Consider the following 19,110-nt stretch of genomic DNA (forward strand, 5'->3'; position numbering starts at 1 on the left):
GACCCGGAGTAGGACGCTTCGGCGCCGAATCCTCATGCCACTCCGACTCGTTGACCCCTCGACACCATTCTGCGCAGGCGCCTGTGTGAGGAGTTTCGATGAAGGATCTCGCGGACTCGACGGAATCGATGGAGCAGCTCGCCACGGTCTGGCGGGCACTGGTACTCGACCGCGACCCGGGGGCAGACGTACGTGACCTTCCGGGCATCGCCGTCCGCTGGGTGGACTGCCGTTTCGCTTTCTGGAACTGCGTCACGCTGACCGACGTGAAGGCCGACGCGCCACTCGCGGAACGGCGTCTGGCCCAGGCCGCGGACATCATGCGCGCCAAGCGGCAACCCGGCTTCCTCTGGCTCTTCGAAGACCTGCTGGACGACGGGGCACGGGCGGCGCTGGACGACGCCGCCGACCGGGCGGGCCTCCAACTCGCCTTCCCAGGAACCGGCATGGCAGGCGACCTGCTTCCGGTTCCCGATCCGGTCCACCCCGACCTGACGTTCGCGCGTGTCCGCTCCGACGACCAGCTGACCGCCTACGCGGACCTCAACTCACGCGCCTACGGCTTCGACCTGGACGACGGCCGCGACGGGCTCGTCGGCTCCACACTCTGGAAGCAGGACATGCACGCCTATCTCGGCCTGCGCGACGGTGTCCCGGTGGCGTGCGCCGCAGCGGTGGCAGCCGAGGGCCGCCTCTTCGTCGCGTTCGTTGCCACGGACCACGCGTGGCAGCGCCGGGGCTACGGCGAAGCCGTTACGAGGAAGGCCCTTCACGAGGGCGCGCGTGCGACAGGGCTGACCCGTGCCACTCTGCACGCGACGGAGGCCGGGGCACCCGTGTATCCGCGTATCGGCTTCCGGCCGAACTCCCCGATCCGCTTCTACGGGCTGCGGGGCTGAGCTTTCGCCGGAGGGGAGGCCGGTACGGGTCGATGACCTGCGGTCCTGCCGGCGCGTGAGTGCCCTGGGCCCGGTGGGGGTGTGCCCCCATGGAGAAGGTTGTGCCCTTTTGGTGCCCGCTGTCCCGCGAACTCGTCAGGGGTGTCATCACCTTGTAACTGGCCTTTCCTCGCGATCACCGCGGAAGGCAGGGTGTTGATCAACCGACCGCACAGCCGAGTCGCGCGTTCAGCCGACCGGCCGCACATCAGCAACGCTCACGGGGAGACCCCACATGCTTCGCAGCCACCGCAAGACCGTCCTCACCGCCGCCGCTCTGATGGCGACAACCGCGCTCCTGACGTCCTGTCAGGACGGTGACTCCGGCGACGGGAAGGCGAGCAGCACCTCCAACTCCTCGGCTTCGGACTCGGGGGCGAAGGGGACGTCCGGCAGTGACGACAAGGGCTCCGGCGGCAGCGAGGTACAGACCGACAGCACGGCTGGGAGCAAGTCCGGTGGCAAGAAGGTGACCGGTACCTGGTTCGGCACGGTTTCGTATCTCGCCCCCGGTAAGTACACCGTCTCCGATCTCAAGGACACCGAGCAGCAGTTCTTCACCTCCACGGACACCGACATCCAGGGTGCCGGAACGATCTGCGGGGACGCGGCCGGCCAGGCCGCCACGCCGTGCAGCGAGGACGAACTCGAGGCCGCGGCCAAGGACGGAGTCTCCGCCACGGTCGAGCTCAAGGACGGCGTCGCCGTCAGCGTCGTCGAGGACCACTCCGGCGGCGATGGTGCCGACAAGACGTCCGGCCTGTGGAGTGGCAAGCTCGCGAATCTGGCCCCGGGAAAGTACTCCGTCGTCAATGACGAGGGCGAGCGGGCGTTCGTCACCTCCACCGAGACCGTCATCAACGGAGCCGGCTTGATCTGCGGCGATCGTGAACAGATCAAGCAGTGCACCGAGGACGAGCTCGAGGCCGCCGCCGAGAACAGTGTCGACGTCGTCGTCAAGGTCGAGCATGGCATCGCCGTCACCATCGACGAGAACCACAACTGAGCCGTCGCCACCTGCCGATGGGTGCCTGATCCACGCACAAGCTGTCCACCCGGCCATGCGCTGACCGTGCTCGGCGCGTCGATCGCCCTGCGGTGCACCCAAGGGCTGTCCTGTAACCCCTGGCGGGCGCCCGTTCACTCTTGGCACTTCGGGGCAGCAGTGACTTTGTCCGAGCAGTACCCCGTCGCACCCGTCCTTTGGAGGACCGTTGCCCGGCATACCTGTCAGTGACATCGATCTCTACACCGATTCCGCGCGTGTCGACCCCTATGCCATCTATGACGAGCTGAGAGCACTGGGGCCGGTGGTGCATCTGTCCCGCTACGGCATGTACGCGTTGCCGCGCTACGACGAGGTGCGCGCCGCCTTGATGGACTGGGAGACGTTCTCGTCGGCACGCGGTGTGTTCGTGGACCGCGATGTGAACGCCCAGCTCGAGGGGATCACGCTGTGCAGCGATCCCCCCGAGCACACGGCGATGCGAACGGTGCTGGGACGGCCACTGCGGGCGGACCGGATGCGTGAGGTCACTCCGCGCCTCGAGACCGAGGCCGACCAGGTCGTCGAGCGGGTGGTCGACCAGGGCCGGTGCGATGTCGTCACCGAGCTGGCGGAGTACCTCCCCATGACCGTGGTGTCGGATCTGGTCGGCCTCCCGGAACACGGACGGGAGAAGATGCTCGAATGGGCCGCCGCCATCTGGAACACCCAGGGCCCCGCCGACGAGCGTGCCGCCGCGGCGGGGCCCGTGGTCGAGGAGTTCATGTCCTTCGCCATGAACGACGCCGTGCCGGGGAGGATCGATCCCGACGGCTGGGCGGCACAGCTCTACGAGGCTGCCGACCGTGGCGAGATCTCGTCCGACAAGTGTCCGATGATGATGCTCGACTACGTCACTCCGAGTCTGGACACGACGATTCTCGCCATCGCCAACATGGTGGCGCTGTTCGCCCGACACCCTGACCAGTGGGACCTGCTGCGTGATGACCGATCGCTGATTCCGCACGCGATCAACGAAACGTTGCGCCTCGAGTCACCGGTGCCCCAGTTCAGCCGCTCGCTCACCGAGGACCATGAGATCGGCGGCGTCGAACTGCCCGCCGACTCCCGGGTCGCGCTGCTCTACGCCTCCGCCAACCGCGACGACCGGCACTACCCGGACCCGACGCGTTTCGACATCACCCGTCGCCCGTCGGACCACCTCGCCTTCGGGCGCGGCGAGCACGTGTGTGTCGGGATGAACCTGGCCAGGCTGGAGATGAGCGCGCTCCTGGAGCGGCTCGCCGACCGGGTCGCCCGCTTCGAGATCCTGGAATCCAGGCCGGTGATCAACAACGGGTTGCGCGGTTTCGACTTCCTGGACGTGGCGTTCGAACCGGTGGCCGCCTAGTTCCGGAGTCCGCCCAGTTCCGGAGTCCGCCGATTCTGACCGCCGGACAGTCGTGAAGGAGGACCATGTCGTCCGCGCAACCGATCGCCGAACTCGCCCGCCGCCTGGGCGAGCGGCTGAACGCAGACCGCCTTTCCCATCCGGGTGATCCGTCGTATGCCGGGACGACGACACTGTGGAACGGTGCGGTGCACTCCCGACCGGCCCTGGTCGTACGGCCCCGCACCGGAGCGGAGACCGCTGCCGCTGTCACGTCGGCAAGGGAGTCCGGTGTAAGCATCTCCGTGCGCGGAGGAGGGCACGACTGGGCCGGACGTGCGCTTCGCGGCGGACTGGTGATCGATCTCGGCAGTATGCGTGGCGTACAGGTGGAAGGCGATGCCGCTGTCCTCGGGGGAGGAGGGCGCGTCGGTGATGTCATCGCGGCTGCCGGTCCCTACGGCATGAACGTCGCCGCGGGCACCGCCGGCGCCGTAGGTATGGCCGGCCTCACTCTCGGTGGGGGCTACGGTCCGCTGCTCGGCACGGCCGGACTGGCCGCCGACAACCTGCTCGCAGCAGAGGTCGTACTCGCCGACGGCCGGCTCGTGTCGACCGAGGACGACCCCGAACTGCTCTGGGCCTTGCGAGGCGGCGGCGGGAACTTCGGCGTGGTCACCTCCTTGCGCGTGCGTCTTCACCCCGATCGCGGGCTCGTCGGCGGCATGGTGGTGTTCCCCTGGCAGGAGGCGTCGACCGTCCTGTCGCGTTTCGCGGAACTCATCGCCGAGGCGCCCGACGGGCTCACTCTCCTGCTCGAGATGACCGTAGCCCCCGGTGTCGGGCCGTGCCTGGTCGTCGTGCCGGTCTGGTCCGGTGACCCACGGCACGCCGACGCCGCCATGGCCCAGGCCATGCGCCTCGGTACACCGCTCGCCAACAGCGTCGCCGCCACCACCCAGAAAGACCTGTGGGGACAGTTCGACCAGAGTGTCCCCACAGGGATGCACTGGGATCTGCGCACCCGCAACATCGCCGAGCTCACCACCGAGGTGACCGACCTCCTGACCGGCTGGGCGGAGAGCCGCCCCGGCCCAGGAGCAGGAATCGGACTGCGCCAGTTCCACGGCGTCGCCACCCGGACAGGCGCCGACGACAGCGCCTTCGGCCTGCGTAGCAGCCATCTGGCCGTCGAAATCTCCGCGGGCCGCGGGGCCGATGAGGATCCGGCCGCCTACCGGGCCTGGGCCGACGGCGTCAGCAACGCCCTCGCCGCCTTTGCCGTACCAGGGGGGTACCCCAACTTCCTGCTGCCGGACCAGAAGGAACAGGTCGCGCACGCCTACGGCTCCCACGCCGCCCGCCTCGTCGCGGCCAAGGAGCTCTACGACCCCGCACACATCTTCACGGCAACGCCGCTTCCCAGCCATGACGCGCTGAACAACTGAACTGGACGCAAGCAGAAATCGACTCACAAGGAGAACGTATGGCTGTCTGGGAGATCGTTCGGGCAGTGGTTCCGCAGGGAAAGGAGGAAGAGTTCGAGGCCGCGGTCCGATCGCACCTGCCGCTCCTCGATGAGGAAAAGGGCTGCCTCGACGCCAAATTGCTCCGAGCCATCGACAAGGAAGGCGTCATTCTGCTCTGCGTACAGTGGGAGTCGGTGGACTACCACACCGAGGTGTTCGCGAAGACCGAGGCTTTCGTCAAGTTCTCCAGCGCGATGGCTCCCTTCTTCATGGAGCCTCCCGAGGCATTTCACGCCAACACTGTCATTGACGGCTTCTGATCTGCTTGACAGCTGGGCTCTCTTGGCGCCAGCAGCCGGACCAGTTCGCCCCTTCCACGCTCGATCAAGTCAAACGCCGCCACTGGGTCCGTACCCGGCGGCAGCGGAGTATCGGTCAGCACGTCCGTAAGCGTGTACCGGCCGAGCAGCCACCGCTGCAGGGCACGCCAGTCCGTGCCCCGGACGGAGCGGGGATCGATGGCCCAAGGGTCCGTCTCGTACTGAGTGGCATCGGCGCCATGGGCATGAAGCAGACCGGAACGACGCACCAGACAGGGGAAGCAGACACCGCAGTTGGCGATGGGCGGCCCGCCGCTCCGCCGGGTGGGCGGCTTGCCACAGCTCAGTGTGGCTTCCAGGTCGGACCGTGCGAGACCGGCATCTCTGCCCCTCGCGCACACCTCGCCCTTTGTCAGCTGCGCCCAGGGATTGATCACACTCACGGCGCCGCTGCCCTCGCCAACAGCGCCCACCACGGCGTTCAGGTGAGAAAGCGTCCGCGGGTGAACCGAGCGCGTGGAGCAGGCAGCCGAGCGTGCCGGGGTCAAAGGCGGGTTGAGAGCAAGCTGGCCGTTCTCAGGGATGTGGACGGTGGCCACGCCATGCGCGGCGGCGGCACGTATCGCACCTGCCGCATACAACAAGCCGCGGGTGCGGGAAGAGGTTTCCAGCCTGAGCCCCGATCCGTCACCCCTCGGAGTCTGACTCATCTGCAGCAGCGTCACCGGTCGTGACGCGGACAGTTCCTCGACGGCCTTGTACACCCGCTTCTGCAGGCGCAGCAGTCCGATCTCGCGAAACATCACCAGAAGAAGTGGACGCGAGTCGGCAGAGCGCGAGCGCGCTGCCGCCCAGCTGATGGAGTCCAAGCCTCCGGAGAACAAAGCGACTTCCGATGCGCGCGGAGCGTCGGGGAAAACCATCGCGTCGTTGACCTGATGGCCCGTGAGCGGGCGAAACTCCATATTCCACAGATCCCCCGTGAGGATCTGGAGCAGCCCGGCAAGCTGGTGGTGGACCGCCTCGCTGCGCCATCGCTCGTACTCCGTGACAGGCACGGAAAGGTGGATGTGCCGCGTCCACCGGTCCCCCGCTCGCGCCCGGCGTACGTACTTGTCCGCGATGAACGCGGCCCGGGCGATCCGGAGGAGATCCTCAGCCCATTCGGGAACCGGACCGGGCAGACGGTGGCGGCCATGAGTGCGGTGCTCGTCCTCCTGGAAAGCGTCCTCCCCGATATCCGTCCAGCGGTCATCGGGGGACCGGTCCCGGTGATGGCCGCGCCACCACAGAAATTGCTCGGACGACGTCATGCTGCGGCTCCCCCTTCGCCGATGGCTTCATCAGTGATCAACCCGAGCACCCTGCCAACAGCCTTCGGAACCAACCCCTCGGCAACCTTGGGCAGCACGGTGGAGGGATCATCCACAGCACCTACGGCTGATTGAGCGGTGTCCACGGCCTTCGCGAGTTCCGCTGCCTCGCCGGACTCCTCACACGGGTTCGGCACCAGATCCACCAGCTTCTCCGCGACCCAGTCCGCAATCCTGCCCTCCGGATCGGTGGCGAGGAGCGCCGGCACGGCCAGTTTCACGTGCTCGGCGACAGCAGACCGGAGAAATTCCCCCACCATGTCGGCGAAGAACACTTGATAGAGATCGCAGAGTATGTCCCAGGCGAAGCCGGCCCCTCCTGATGCCGCCTCCATGGCGTCGTCCATCTCGGGATGTCGGCCTCGAAGATCGCGGACGGCCTCCGCCACTCCCCTTCGCACCGCGGAGTCAGCCAGCGTGCCCCCGCCACCGCCGACTTCCGGGACAAGACGGGCGATGAGTTCGTCCTCCGACCGTGCACCTTGCACGGCCAAGGATCCCAGGGCTGCGGCGAGCCGTTCACCAGCCGCACAGGCAGTGTCGTACAGGCCGAATGCCGACCGGTCGTCACGGAGCGTCTCATGCAGCGCACGTAAGTGATCCGCTGCGATCTCGTCCAGCCGCTGGTCCGCATTGCGCGAATCGTCATCCCACCGCGCCAGACGTCTCGCTGCGGAATTCCATCTGCCCCCGCTGGGCCCCTTCCACCGCGTAGATGTGCCCACGACGCCCCTTCGCCGATGCCGTCCCACCGCTGTCCAGACATGGCATCAGATGAACGGAACCCCAGGTAGGGCGGGACTCGGCCACGGTGGCTCGTACGGCCGACCGCGCACCCGGCAGACTCGGTCAGGTCACGCGGCTCACACGGGTACACCGGCCTTTAAAATCGCAGGTCAGGAGCTCTTCGTGACGGGCTCAAGGATGGCGACGCACTCCACATGATGCGTCATCGTAAAGATGTCGACCTGAGCACGTCATGGAAAAGACCAGGTCAGAGCCACTTCTCCAGCTCCCCCGCACAGCGTGAGTGCGCCCGGAGCGTCGAACGAGCGTCGCGGTTGACAGCTCACCCCGCCCACTCGGGCCAGACGAAGCCGGCACGACCAGTTGTCTCCGCTGGCCCCGTTCCGCTGACTCCAGAGGCCGGCCGGCTCCCCGTGCGAGTGCACTCTGCGGCCGACGGTACGTACCGCGGCGCCGTCGGCCGCCGCAAGGCTCGGTGGTCGCGCGGAGCGCCTGGGTGTGCTGATGTGCGGGATGCGAGGGACTATCGGAGCATGAGTGGTGATGATCCACTGGCGCCGGGTGGAGAGTGGGACGGGCGGAGGCGCTCAGGGCAGGCCGCAGGCGGTACCGTGCCGCCGGCCCGGCCCTCGGGCCCGTCGGCCCGGCGACGGAGGGGACGGCCGTGAACGAGGAGCGTCTCCTCAGGCGGTACCAGGCGCTCATGGGAGCCGTGCCGCAGTCGGTGTGGGTGATGTCGCCCGGCGGTGTCGTCACCGTGTTGTCCGGAGGCGGGATCGCCGAGAAGCTGTGGGCTCCCGGCACTGATACCTCGTGGATGGATGCCGTGCATCCCAAGGACCGGGACTGGTTCCAGCGGGCGTGGCGCAGGGCCACGCAGCAGCGGTCCCCTCTCGATACGATCGTCAGGGTGCGGCTCGACGGTGCCGTCGACCGCTTCCGCCACGTCAAAATCATCGCTGCGCCCGTTGTCGACGAGGACGGTGAGGTGGAGTTTGTCGGAACGGCCACCGACGCGGAGGAACACTGGCGCGGTCGTATGCGGGAGAAGTTGCTGGCTCGTATGGCGGCGGTGCCCGCGGCCCGCGATCTTTCGGAGGCTTTTCTGACGACGGCCGCAGCCGTGGTGCCCGAGCTCGCTGATGCGGTGGCCATCTTCCGTCTCGTGGACGGCGTCGAGGCCGGTGTGCGGCCCGCCGACGCACCGGCCGCAAGGTCGCCGGAGCTTGTGGGGATCGCCCCCGGGCTGCCTTCCCTGCCCCCGCTCGACGCCGATTTTGTGCTGGGCCCGATCGCCCAGCGAGCGATCGAGAGCCAGGAGGCCAGCCTGTTGGCCTTCCCCCCTGACGGGCCTCCCGGGGACGGGCTCTCGGACGTTTCGGTGCGGTGGCTGCGGGAGGCCGGGGCGACTGGCGTGGCGTTGGTGCCCGTGGTGGTGGACGGTCGGACCGTCGCGCTGGCGACGATCGCAACCTGTCGGGGCAACCCGCCCCCGGACGAGGCCGACCTCTCGCTGCTGCGGGACCTCTTTCAGCAGATGAGTGGGCCGCTGCGCCGGACGATGGAGTTGCAGAGCATCCGTGGCAAGGCGCTTGCGCTGCAGCAGTCGTTCCTGGCGGCCCCGCCGTCCATCGACGGTCTCACGATCACCGCGCTCTACCATCCGGCGGACTCGGCGGCGGAGGTCGGCGGGGACTGGTACGACGCCGTCCGGCTCTCCGCCGACGCCCTCGCCCTGTCCATCGGCGATATCGCGGGGCACGACCTCGACGCGGCCATGGCGATGGCACGGGTCAACAGCATCCTGCGGGGACTCGCGTACGACAGCGGCCCGGCCGCCAGTCCTGCGGTCACACTGAGCCGTCTCGACCGCATCGTGCAGGCGCTCGACAGCCCGGCGATGGTCACGGCGGTACACGCGGTCCTGCGCCGCCGGACACACGGCGGCTGGTACATCGCCCTGTCCAACGCCGGGCACCCGCCGCCCCTGCTGATCCCGGCGGACGCGCCATCGCGGTATCTGAACGACCTCACAGCCCCGGACCCGCCCCTGTGCGTCACCGACAGCCCCACCCGCGCCACCCTCTACGCAGACCTGCTTGAGGGCGACACCCTGGTGTTCTACACCGACGGGCTGGTGGAGACGCCGGACACGGACATCGGCGACAACCTCAGAAGGCTGCGTGAACGCACCGACGCGCTGGCCCGCCGAAGCCCTCCGCTGCGCTCCCTGATCCGCGGCCTTCTCCCACCTCTTCACCACCGCCGAGACGACATCGCCATCATCGCCCTGCAAGCCCGGCCGGACTCATGACCCCCCTTACCCAGCACCTCATCGCTTGCACCCGGAACAGTGCCTCTATACCGTCGAGAAGGCCCGTCCCGGACGAAAGAGGCTCTGCATGAACACGCCGAACGACCGTCAGGACGGACTGGCAACCACACGCGCCCACTCCGCCCGGGTGTACGACTACATCCTGGGCGGCAAAGACCACTACCTTGTGGATGCGGAAGCGGGCGACGCCATGGCCCGGCACTGGCCCGCCCTGCCCGTGCACATGCTGGAAAACCGCCGGTTCATGCACCGAGCCGCCCGCTTCCTGGCAGAGGAACGGGGCATCCGCCAGTTCCTCGACATCGGAACCGGCCTGCCGACGTCGCCTAACCTGCACGAGATCGTGCAGGAAGTGGGTCCGGAATCCCACGTGGTCTACGTCGACAACGATCCCATCGTCCTCGCTCACGCCCGCGCCCTCCTGCAGAGTTCACCCGAGGGCGCGACCGCCTACGTGGACGCGAACATGCACGACCCCGACGCCATCCTGGACAGCCCCGAGTTCCAGGAGCTGATCGACCTGAGCCGGCCCGTCGGCCTCATGGTGATCGGCATCATGCACTTCATCCTGCCGCCCGACGACCGGCGTCTGATCGCCAAGCTGCTGGATCCACTGCCGTCCGGCAGCTACCTGGCCATGACCATCGGCACCGCAGACTTCGCACCCGAGGAGGTCAACCGAGTCGCCCAGGAATACCGCCAGCAAGGCATGCCCTTCGTCCTGCGCGAACTCGCCACCGCCACCTCGCTCTTCGACGGCCTGGAACTGCAGGAGCCGGGGGTCACCCAGGTGCACTCCTGGCGCCCCGGCCCTGAACAGAACGGCATCAACGGCAACGACATCGCCATGTACGGGGCAGTCGCCAAAAAGCCCTGAGCAGCCGCGGAGGCGAACCGGGTAGGGAATCCGCGAGTCCGCAGGGCACGCCCGCCACCCAGCTGCTGCATGAGGGGCAATACGCAGCTGCGATCCGCAAGGGGTTCGCGGATACGTAGTGGGCGAGTGCCAAGCAGGCGGGTTGGATCAGGGCCGATGAAGCACGGCGCAGCCTGGTACTCCAGCTGCAGATCGTGATCTTCATGCCTGGGATGTGGCTTGTCGCCGGTAATGACTGGCTCTTGATCGTGCCTGGTGGCGGCGTCGCCAGACGGACCAGGCGAGCCGGTGGGCCGGTGGGCCGGCCGTGATCGGGTCGGACAGCGACAGTGACGAACAGGCGCTGGATCTCGCTGCAGGTCAACGGGATCAGGTCGTCCAGTGCGGGTCGGTGTGCGTGTTCGTCGGCGCGGACGACGGCGAGGAAGGCATAGGCCAGCATCGCGAGGGTGACCCAGCGGGCCCAGGAGGGGTAGCGGCGGACCTGGTGCTCATCCAGTCCGGCCAGCCCCTTCTCGCTCTGGAATGTCTCCTCCACCCGCCATCTGGAACCTGCGACCTTGACCAGGGTGGGAAGGGACGCCGGGGCGGCGGAGCGACACCGGTAGTAGGCGAGTTCGCCGGTGGTGGGGTTACGGCGGATCAGGAGCTGGTGGTGGCCAGGTCCCGCTTCGGCGAGGCCAATGACGGCCCAGTCGTAGAACCGCTGTCCCTTCGCGCCAGGCCCGACCGACAGCTTCTGCCAGGCTCGCTTCGGCCCTTCCGCGCCAGGGCATCCACGCGGAAGATACCCGCGCCGGTGGGCACTTCGGCCGAGCAGGCCACCGCGAGGACATAGCCAATCTCGCGTTCCTCCAGGGCCGCCCGTAGTTTCGGGTTGCCGCCGTAGACCTCGTCCCCGTTGACCCGGCCGACGCGGTGCCCGGCGTCCAAAAACCGTTCGATCATCACCCGGGCCAGTTCCGGCTTGGTCGAGAAGACGACGTCCTCGCAGAGCCCGGCGTTCCGGCAGCGGTCCGGGTCGTACGTCCACGAGCGCGGGGTCTGCGCTCAGCGTCGCCTCTCCTTGGCGCCCCATCGATGCTCGCCACCTTGACAGGGTCCGACCTGCCCGGCAAGGAGCCTGACTCCCCATCAGAACGAGCGTCATTTCAACGTCAAGATATCGCCCGTAACGCCCACAGCGCACATAATGCGCACGCGAGAAACCGCAGGTCAGGAGCCCTTCGCGACCGGTTCGAGGATGGCAACGCACTCCACATGATGCGTCATCGGGAACAGGTCGAACGCCCGCAGTGTCCGGACCTTGTAGCCGCCGTCCTTGAAGTACGCCAGGTCGCGCGCGAGGGCGGCCGGGTCGCAGGCCACGTATGCGATCCTGCGCGCTCCCAGCGAGGCCAGGTGCTTGACCGTTGCCTTGCCGGCGCCCGCGCGGGGCGGGTCCAGGACGATCAGGTCGCACTCCGTGATGCCCGTGCGCGGCAGGACCTGGTCGACCTTGCCGTGTTCGATGCGGACCCGGTCCAGGTCCTTCAGGTTGTGCCGGGCGTCCTCGACCGCGCGCTTGCCGGACTCGATGCCCAGGACCGCGCCCTTCTCGCCGATGCGCTGGCCGATGGCACCGGCGAACAGGCCGACGCCGCAGTAGAGGTCGAGCGCCATGTCGTTCTTGCGGGGCAGCAGGCCCTGCATGACCGCGCGGACCAGGGTGTCGGCCGCCTGCGGGTGGACCTGCCAGAAGCCGCCGGAGCCGACGCGGTACGTGCGGTCGTCGGCGCGCTCGCGGACGAAGGCGCGGCCGTGGACGCGGTGGACCCCGCCGTCCTTCTCGTCGACGCGGAGTACCGAGACCGGCTTGTCCAGCTCGACGAGCGGCAGGCGGCCGCCCTCGCGCGGGGTCAGGATGACCTGGCGGTCGTGGGAGCCGGTGGCGGAGATCGCCTCCACCGTGGCCATCTGCGGCCAGTCCTGCTTCTCGATGCCGAGTTCGGAGACACCGGGGGCCGCGATCAGGCAGTGATCGATCGGCTGGACCTCGTGCGAGCGGTGCTTGCGCAGTCCGACCAGGCCGTCCGCGTCGATCGCGTACTGGACGCGGGTGCGCCAGGCCGGGACCTCGCCCGGCGGAAGCTTGTCGCCCTCGGCGGGCATGACCGTGCCGTCCCAGCCGGCCTCCTCGGGCGTGAGGCCCGCGAGGCGCTGGAGCTGCTCGGTGATCACTTCGCCCTTGAGCCGGCGCTGGGCGCCGGGCTTGGCGTGCTGCCAGTCGCAGCCGCCGCACTTGCCGGGTCCGGCGTACGGACACGGGGCCTGGACCCGGTCCTTGGAGGCCTCGACGACCGTGACCGCGTCGGCGCGCAGGAAGCGCGAGTCGCTCTCGCCCTCGGTGACGCGGGCGATGACCTTCTCGCCGGGGAGGGTGTGCCGCACGAAGAGCACCTGGCCCTCGGGCGTGCGGGCGATGCAGTGGCCGCCGTGGGCGACGGGGCCGACCTCGACCTCGTACTCCTGACCGATCAGGGACTCCCCGGTCTGCGACGACGTGGATTCGTTCTGCATGAGGGGGTGGCTCCAGAGATCAGGAAAAAGGGGAAGAGAAAGGGAAGAGAACGGGGAGTGGTGGAGAGGGTGGAGGGACGTTTTGCCGCCGGTGGCTGCCAGCCCACCAGTCTACGTGGGCCGAAGCCGGACGCTCACCACGGGAGGAGCCCCGGATCAGCCCCCGGGGCCAGCCCCCAGGTCAGCCCCCGTGGCCGCCGCCCCTGTGGCCCGCGTCCTTGTGCCGCCGCTCCACGGGCCCGCGCCGTACCGTTCCTGGCGCGTGCCAGTTCGCGCGTCTCCTGGCCCGCACCTTCGCGGCCTCGGAGGACTCCAGCTGGTACGGCACCGAGGTCACCATCACGCCCGGGGTGAACAGGAGCCGGCCCTTGAGCCGCAGCGCGCTCTGGTTGTGCAGTACGTGTTCGTACCAGTGGCCGACCACGTACTCCGGGATGTACACGCTGATCACATCGCGCGGGCGGTCCTTGCGCAGGCTCTTGACGTACTCGATGACCGGCCGGGTCACCTCGCGGTAGGGCGAGTCGAGGATCTTCAGCGGGATGTCGATGCCGCGCCGCTCCCAGTCCTGCCTGAGCGCCTTGGTCTCCTCCGCGTCGACGCTGATGGACAGCGCCTCCAGCTGGTCCGAGCGCACCAGCTTGGCGTACGCCAGTGCGCGCAGCGTGGGCCGGTGGAGCTTGGAGACCAGGACGATCGAGTGGACCCGTGAGGGCCGCATGAGCTCGTCGGACGGGAGGACGTCGGGGGCGGCGATCTCCTCGGTGATCCCGTCGTAGTGCTTGCGGATCGCGGTCATCGTGCCGAAGAAGATCACCATGCCGAGCAGCGCGACCCAGGCACCGTGGGTGAATTTGGTGGCCAGGACGACGACCAGGACCAGGCCGGTGAAGAAGGCGCCGAAGGTGTTGATCGCCCGGGAGCGGATCATGTGCCGGCGTACGGCCGGGTCCCTCTCGGTACGCAGATGGCGGTTCCAGTGCCGCACCATGCCGGTCTGGCTGAGCGTGAAGGAGACGAAGACTCCGACGATGTAGAGCTGGATGAGCCGGGTCGTGTCGGCCCCGTAGATCCAGACGAGCAGGGCGGCGGCCCCGGCGAGCAGCACGATGCCGTTGGAGAACGCGAGCCGGTCGCCGCGGGTGTGCAGCTGGCGGGGCAGATAGCGGTCCTGGGCGAGGATCGAGCCGAGCAGCGGGAAACCGTTGTACGCGGTGTTCGCGGCGAGGAAGAGCACGAGGGCGGTGGCTGCCGCCAGGAAGACGAAGAGGAACGTCCCCTCCCCGAAGACCGCGGCCGCGACCTGGGAGATGACCGGGTCCTGGGTGAAGCCCGGACCGACAGCGGCGCCGTTGTGGATCAGGTCCCGCGCGGGGTTCTCGGCCATCTTCACATCGGTGGCCATGGCCAGGGCGATGATGCCGCAGAACATGGTGACAGCCAGCAGGCCCATCGCCGCGAGGGTGTTCGCGGCGTTCTTGCTCTTCGGCTTACGGAAGGCGGGGACGCCGTTGCTGATCGCCTCGACACCGGTGAGGGCCGCGCAGCCGGAGGAGAAGGCGCGCAGCAGCAGGAAGACGAGGGCGAAGCCGGCGAGCCCCTGGTGCTCGGGCTTGATCTCGTACTCCGAGGTGGGCGCGTGCATGGTGTCGCCGAGTGCCAGCCCCCGGAACGCACCCCAGAGGATCATCAGGAAGACCCCGGCCACGAACAGATAGGTCGGGATGGCGAAGAGCTTCCCGGACTCCTTGACGCCGCGCAGGTTCATCAGGGTCAGCAGCACGATGGCCCCGATGGCACAGGCCGTCTTGTGCTCGACGACGAAGGGGATGGCGGAGCCGAGGTTCTCCACGCCCGAGGAGATCGACACGGCGACGGTGAGGACGTAGTCGACGAGAAGGGCGCTGGCGACGGTCAGACCGGCCTTCGGGCCGAGGTTGGTGGTGGCGACCTCGTAGTCGCCGCCTCCGCTCGGGTAGGCGCGTACGTTCTGCCGGTACGAGGCGACGACGGTGAACATGAGGACCACGACCGCGACCGCGATCCACGGGCTGAAGTGGTACGCCGACACGCCCGCGATGGACAGCACGAGGAGCACTTCGCCGGGTGCGTACGCGACGGAGGACAGCGGGTCGGACGCGAAGACGGGAAGCGCGATGCGCTTGGGGAGAAGCGTCTCCCCGAGCTTGTCGCTGCGCAGCGCCCGGCCGATCAGGATCCGTTTGGGCACGTCGGTCAGTTTGGACACGGTGAGGATCGTAAGCGTTGCCGGGACACGTCGCCCGAAGCACCACCCCCTCGGCGGGCCGAAAACCTTCATAATTACCCGCCCTCACCGGAAAAGTCCATGGAATCCTTGACGAAATCCTTGCGGCGCGGGCGGGCCGCGGCCCTCCGGCGTCCACCTTCCACGGCTCGGAAGCCGGCTCGCTGCGCCGGCCCGGACGCCCCCTTTTGCTCTCCGGCCCGTGGGATACGCACACTCGGATGAGGCAGTGCGGGTGTCGCCGCATAAGCTCATCCACGGGCAACGCCGAAGGTGGTTGCCCCATCGTTTTGCCCCGCAAGCTGAGAGAGAAGTGTGAGCAGGGTGTTTTCGCAGGTCATCCGGACGACCAGGACGGCGAGGTAGGCGCGAGGTGCACATCGTCATCATGGGCTGCGGGCGCGTCGGAGCCGCCCTCGCGCAGACCCTGGAGCAGCAGGGGCACACGGTCGCCGTGATCGATCAGGACCCCACGGCGTTCCGTCGCCTCGGTTCCGGATTCGGCGGCAGGCGGGTCAGCGGGGTCGGCTTCGACCAGGACACGCTGCGTGAGGCGGGGATCGAGGAGGCCGGGGCGTTCGCGGCCGTCAGCAGCGGCGACAACTCCAACATCATCGCCGCCCGGGTGGCCCGCGAGATGTTCGGCATCGAGAACGTCGCCGCGCGTATCTACGACCCGCGGCGCGCCGAGGTCTACCAACGCCTGGGTATCCCCACGGTCGCCACGGTCCGCTGGACGGCGGACCAGATGCTGCGGCGGCTGCTGCCGGCCGGCGCGGAGCCGTTGTGGCGCGACCCGAGCGGGGGTGTGCAGCTCGCCGAGGTGCACACCACCCCGTCCTGGATCGGGCACAAGATCAGCACGCTGCAGGAGGAGACGGGCGTCCGTGTCGCCTTCCTCACCCGGTTGGGTGAGGCCATACTGCCCACGTCGCAGACGGTTCTGCAGGAGGGCGACCTGGTCCACGTGATGATGCGTACGGACGAGATCGCGAAGGTCGAGGAGGCCTTTGCCGAAGGTCCCGAGGAGGGCGGTCACTGATGCGCGTCGCGATTGCCGGGGCCGGTGCGGTGGGCCGTTCCATCGCGGCCGAGCTCCTGGAGAACGGGCACGAGGTACTGCTGATCGACAAGGCGCCGACCGCCATCTCGGTGGAACGCGTCCCGATGGCCGAGTGGCTCCTGGCGGACGCCTGCGAGATCACCTCGCTCGACGAGGCGGCGCTCCAGCGGTGCAACGTCGTGATCGCGGCGACGGGGGACGACAAGGTCAACCTGGTCGTGTCGCTGCTCGCGAAGACCGAGTACGGGGTGCCGAGGGTCGTGGCCCGGGTGAACAACCCGAAGAACGAGTGGCTGTTCAACGAGTCCTGGGGCGTCGATGTCGCCGTCTCCACGCCGCGTCTGATGTCAGCCCTGGTCGAGGAGGCGGTGAGCGTCGGTGATCTGGTCCGGCTGCTGCGCTTCAGCCACGGCGACGCCAACCTGGTCGAGCTGACGCTGCCCCCGGAGTCGGCGCTGGCAGGCACCCGGGTGAGCGAGGTGGCCTGGCCCGACGACACCTCGCTCGTCACGATCATCCGCGGCACGCGTGTGCTGACGCCGAGCCCCGACGAGGCCCTGGAGGCCGGTGACGAGCTGCTGTTCGTGGCCGCGCAGGCGCGCGAGGAGCAGCTGGAGGACCTGCTGTCGGTGCGCCGCGAGCCGGCGGGCGACTGAGGCCGGCCGAGCACCGTGTGAGGGGCCCGGACCGCCGTACGGTCCGGGCCCCTCACATGTGCGGCTGGGCAGACGCCGGAGTCAGGGCCGGCGGTGCTGCCCTCTGCTTCCGGTGTCACGCTCGGCATCGGCGGGCCCCGGTGCCAGGAGGTCCTGTTCGGCCTGGGCGAGCCCGGGGGCCAGGGTGTTCTCTGCGGCCTTACGGGCCTTCTCGGCCTCCTCCTCCGCCTCCATCTCGGCGAAGACATCGATGGGCGGCGGCGCCTTGGCGAGGAAGACCCAGGTCAGATACACCGCGAGCAGGAACGGCGGGATCTTGAGCGAGACGAGGACCCAGCCGAGCTGGGCGGTGTCGGCCCACCAGTACAGCGGGAAGAGGATCGCGCACTTGGCGAGCAGGATCAGACCCCAGGCGTAACTGGCCTTGGCGTACGCCTTCTTGCGGCCGGGGTTCCTGGTGCGCCAGGAGAGGTTCTCCTTGAAGACCGGGCCGAGGATCAGCCCGATCAGCGGCACCCCGGCCAGCGTCGTGACGAGGTACGCGAGGGCGAGTCCGAGCGTGTAGAGCATGCCCGGCAGATAGAAGTCCTTGGCGTTGCCCGTCATCATCGCGAAGACCACGCCGAAGCCCACCCCGAAGACGCCGCTGAAGGCGTGCTTGACGGTGTCCCTGCGGATCAGTCGTACGACGACGAGGACCAGCGAGATCGCCAGGGCGGCGATGGCCGAGGCCTTCAGGTCCTTGTTGATGGTGAAGATCGTGACGAAGAGCAGCCCGGGCAGGACTGTCTCCACCATGCCGCGCACGCCGCCGAAGGCCTCGAAGAGCGCGGCTTCCGTGACCGCCTTCGCGTCGGCGTCCTGCTGGTCGGTGCGGTGGGGCTGGTCCGTTTCGGACGTCGGCTTGTCGAGAGACGTCACCGGCTACTCCTTGCCGAGCGGTCGGAGTTCGTATTTGGGGTTGAACAGCACCCGGCGCCCGTGACTCATGGCTACACGGCCCGATGCGATGAGCTTGCGGCCCGGCTCGATGCCGACGATGGAACGCCGGCCCAGCCAGACCACGTCGAGCGGCGCGGTGCCGTCGAAGAGCTCCGCCTCCAGGGCGGGCACTCCGGCGCGCGGACGCAGGGTGACGGTCCGCAAGGTACCAGTGACCTTGACGATCTGGCGGTCCGAGCACTCGGAAATGCGCGTGCAGCCCGATGCCTGCGTGTCCTCCCGCAGCTCCTCGGACTCGAGGTCCTCCTGGGAGCTGGACAGCCGGTCGAGTATGCGGCGGAAGCGGCCGGACGGCCTCGAAGTCCTGCCTGACTTCTCGGGTCGGGGAACAGCGCTCATACCCGAAGGGTACCGGTCTCGGGTACGGGAGGCGGTCCCGGACGGGTGTCACCCGGACGAGTGACCAGCGGCGCCCCCGGGATCACTCGGGAAGCGGCCGTCCGTGCTCGAAGCGGTAGCCCATGCCGGGCTCGGTCACGAAGTGCCTGGGGTGCGAGGGATCCGCTTCGAGCTTGCGGCGCAGCTGCGCCATGTAGACCCGCAGATAGTTGGTCTCGGTACCGTACGAGGGCCCCCAGACCTCCTGCAGCAGCTGCTTCTGGCTGACGAGCCGCCCGGCGTTGCGTACGAGGACCTCCAGGAGGTGCCACTCGGTGGGCGTGAGCCGTACGTCACGGCCCTCACGGTGGACCTTCTTCGCCGCCAGGTCGACGGTGAACCCCTCGGTCTCGACGGTCACCAGGTCGTCGCCCGCGTCCTGGCCGACCGGTTCGGCCCGGCGTACGGCGGCTCGCAGCCGGGCCAGGAGCTCGTCCATGCCGAACGGCTTCGTGACGTAGTCGTCGGCCCCCGCGTCCAGGGCCTCGACCTTCTCGTCGGAGGTGTGGCGGGCGGAGAGCACCAGGATCGGCACCCTGGTCCAGCCGCGGAGTCCTCTGATCACCTCGACGCCGTCCATGTCGGGCAGCCCGAGGTCGAGGACGACGACGTCCGGATGGCGGGCCGCCGCGAGCCGCAGGGCGGTCGCCCCGTCGGGTGCCGCGTCCACCTCGTATCTGCGCGCCTTCAGGTTGATCACGAGGGCGCGCACGATCTGCGGCTCGTCGTCGACCACGAGCACCCGGGTCATC

The 19,110-nt window shown here is 68.6% G+C and carries 16 protein-coding genes and 1 pseudogene; 9 read left to right on the forward strand and 8 right to left on the reverse strand.

Going from position 1 to position 19,110, the window contains the following annotated elements; genetic code table 11:
- The first annotated feature begins 98 nt into the window (after positions 1–98).
- The 5 genes from OG623_RS07435 (at position 99) to OG623_RS07455 (ending at position 5,102) form a co-directional block, all read left to right on the forward strand.
- A complete protein-coding gene (locus OG623_RS07435; protein ID WP_406145392.1) occupies positions 99–899 on the forward strand; it encodes a GNAT family N-acetyltransferase in 801 nt (266 codons plus the stop codon).
- Between the two features lie 274 nt (positions 900–1,173).
- Entirely contained in the window at positions 1,174–1,944 is a 771-nt protein-coding gene (locus tag OG623_RS07440; protein WP_406145394.1) for a hypothetical protein, read from the forward strand.
- A 208-nt stretch (positions 1,945–2,152) separates the two neighbouring features.
- Positions 2,153–3,334 (forward strand): cytochrome P450, encoded by a 1,182-nt coding sequence (locus OG623_RS07445; RefSeq protein ID WP_406145396.1) that lies wholly within the window; start codon positions 2,153–2,155, stop codon positions 3,332–3,334.
- Between the two features lie 65 nt (positions 3,335–3,399).
- On the forward strand, positions 3,400–4,761 hold the full coding sequence (locus tag OG623_RS07450) for an FAD-binding oxidoreductase (RefSeq protein ID WP_406145398.1): 1,362 nt from the start codon (positions 3,400–3,402) through the stop codon (positions 4,759–4,761).
- A gap of 38 nt (positions 4,762–4,799) precedes the next feature.
- Complete coding sequence (locus tag OG623_RS07455) at positions 4,800–5,102, forward strand: antibiotic biosynthesis monooxygenase family protein (protein WP_406145399.1); 303 nt, start codon at positions 4,800–4,802, stop codon at positions 5,100–5,102.
- On the opposite strand, the gene OG623_RS07460 is transcribed toward OG623_RS07455, so the two are convergent.
- Both OG623_RS07460 and OG623_RS07465 read right to left on the reverse strand, forming a co-directional pair.
- Positions 5,072–6,415 carry a hypothetical protein gene (locus OG623_RS07460; protein ID WP_406145400.1) on the reverse strand — a complete coding sequence of 448 codons (1,344 nt, stop codon included), beginning with the start codon at positions 6,413–6,415 and terminating at the stop codon, positions 5,072–5,074. The genes OG623_RS07455 and OG623_RS07460 overlap by 31 nt on opposite strands.
- Complete coding sequence (locus OG623_RS07465; RefSeq protein WP_406145402.1) at positions 6,412–6,822, reverse strand: hypothetical protein; 411 nt, start codon at positions 6,820–6,822, stop codon at positions 6,412–6,414. Before OG623_RS07465 ends, OG623_RS07460 begins: the two co-directional genes overlap by 4 nt.
- A gap of 1,064 nt (positions 6,823–7,886) precedes the next feature.
- On the opposite strand from OG623_RS07465, the gene OG623_RS07470 reads away from it, so the two are divergent.
- Together OG623_RS07470 and OG623_RS07475 are read left to right on the forward strand one after the other, a co-directional pair.
- Entirely contained in the window at positions 7,887–9,536 is a 1,650-nt protein-coding gene (locus OG623_RS07470; RefSeq protein WP_406145403.1) for a SpoIIE family protein phosphatase, read from the forward strand.
- A gap of 88 nt (positions 9,537–9,624) precedes the next feature.
- On the forward strand, positions 9,625–10,434 hold the full coding sequence (locus OG623_RS07475) for an SAM-dependent methyltransferase (protein WP_406145405.1): 810 nt from the start codon (positions 9,625–9,627) through the stop codon (positions 10,432–10,434).
- A gap of 201 nt (positions 10,435–10,635) precedes the next feature.
- On the opposite strand, the pseudogene OG623_RS07480 reads toward OG623_RS07475, so the two are convergent.
- From OG623_RS07480 to OG623_RS07490, 3 genes and pseudogenes are all read right to left on the reverse strand, one after another.
- Positions 10,636–11,475, reverse strand: a pseudogene (locus OG623_RS07480) (IS701 family transposase); the annotation flags it as partial.
- A gap of 174 nt (positions 11,476–11,649) precedes the next feature.
- Positions 11,650–12,993: a class I SAM-dependent RNA methyltransferase gene (locus tag OG623_RS07485; RefSeq protein WP_406145406.1), complete on the reverse strand. Its 1,344-nt coding sequence runs from the start codon at positions 12,991–12,993 to the stop codon at positions 11,650–11,652.
- Positions 12,994–13,174: 181 nt separating this feature from the next.
- Complete coding sequence (locus OG623_RS07490) at positions 13,175–15,241, reverse strand: APC family permease (RefSeq protein ID WP_406145408.1); 2,067 nt, start codon at positions 15,239–15,241, stop codon at positions 13,175–13,177.
- Positions 15,242–15,632: 391 nt separating this feature from the next.
- On the opposite strand from OG623_RS07490, the gene OG623_RS07495 reads away from it, so the two are divergent.
- Complete coding sequence (locus OG623_RS07495; protein ID WP_362888865.1) at positions 15,633–16,301, forward strand: TrkA family potassium uptake protein; 669 nt, start codon at positions 15,633–15,635, stop codon at positions 16,299–16,301.
- Positions 16,301–16,978, forward strand: coding sequence for a potassium channel family protein (locus OG623_RS07500; protein WP_406145410.1), 678 nt, complete (start codon positions 16,301–16,303; stop codon positions 16,976–16,978). The genes OG623_RS07495 and OG623_RS07500 overlap by 1 nt, the downstream gene beginning before the upstream one ends.
- Before the next feature lie 81 nt (positions 16,979–17,059).
- Here OG623_RS07500 and OG623_RS07505 read toward each other — a convergent pair whose 3' ends face one another.
- The 3 genes from OG623_RS07505 to OG623_RS07515 form a co-directional block, all read right to left on the reverse strand.
- On the reverse strand, positions 17,060–17,899 hold the full coding sequence (locus OG623_RS07505) for a DUF3159 domain-containing protein (protein ID WP_406145412.1): 840 nt from the start codon (positions 17,897–17,899) through the stop codon (positions 17,060–17,062).
- Positions 17,900–17,902: 3 nt separating this feature from the next.
- Complete coding sequence (locus OG623_RS07510; RefSeq protein WP_406145414.1) at positions 17,903–18,319, reverse strand: OB-fold nucleic acid binding domain-containing protein; 417 nt, start codon at positions 18,317–18,319, stop codon at positions 17,903–17,905.
- An 82-nt stretch (positions 18,320–18,401) separates the two neighbouring features.
- Positions 18,402–19,109, reverse strand: coding sequence for a response regulator (locus OG623_RS07515; RefSeq protein ID WP_406145416.1), 708 nt, complete (start codon positions 19,107–19,109; stop codon positions 18,402–18,404).
- Position 19,110 lies beyond the last annotated feature (1 nt).

This window comes from Streptomyces sp. NBC_01012, from assembly GCF_045162755.1.
Lineage (GTDB): Bacteria > Actinomycetota > Actinomycetes > Streptomycetales > Streptomycetaceae > Streptomyces.

Bases quoted from the DNA above. Each gene is read 5' to 3' on its own strand.
- OG623_RS07460 (WP_406145400.1), bottom strand. From the start codon at position 6,415: ATGACGTCGTCCGAGCAATTTCTGTGGTGGCGCGGCCATCACCGGGAC.
- OG623_RS07465 (WP_406145402.1), bottom strand. From the start codon at position 6,822: ATGGACGACGCCATGGAGGCGGCATCAGGAGGGGCCGGCTTCGCCTGG.
- OG623_RS07515 (WP_406145416.1), bottom strand. From the start codon at position 19,109: ATGACCCGGGTGCTCGTGGTCGACGACGAGCCGCAGATCGTGCGCGCC.
- OG623_RS07435 (WP_406145392.1), top strand. From the start codon at position 99: ATGAAGGATCTCGCGGACTCGACGGAATCGATGGAGCAGCTCGCCACG.
- OG623_RS07475 (WP_406145405.1), top strand. From the start codon at position 9,625: ATGAACACGCCGAACGACCGTCAGGACGGACTGGCAACCACACGCGCC.
- OG623_RS07440 (WP_406145394.1), top strand. From the start codon at position 1,174: ATGCTTCGCAGCCACCGCAAGACCGTCCTCACCGCCGCCGCTCTGATG.
- OG623_RS07455 (WP_406145399.1), top strand. From the start codon at position 4,800: ATGGCTGTCTGGGAGATCGTTCGGGCAGTGGTTCCGCAGGGAAAGGAG.
- OG623_RS07450 (WP_406145398.1), top strand. From the start codon at position 3,400: ATGTCGTCCGCGCAACCGATCGCCGAACTCGCCCGCCGCCTGGGCGAG.
- OG623_RS07500 (WP_406145410.1), top strand. From the start codon at position 16,301: ATGCGCGTCGCGATTGCCGGGGCCGGTGCGGTGGGCCGTTCCATCGCG.
- OG623_RS07510 (WP_406145414.1), bottom strand. From the start codon at position 18,319: ATGAGCGCTGTTCCCCGACCCGAGAAGTCAGGCAGGACTTCGAGGCCG.
- OG623_RS07485 (WP_406145406.1), bottom strand. From the start codon at position 12,993: ATGCAGAACGAATCCACGTCGTCGCAGACCGGGGAGTCCCTGATCGGT.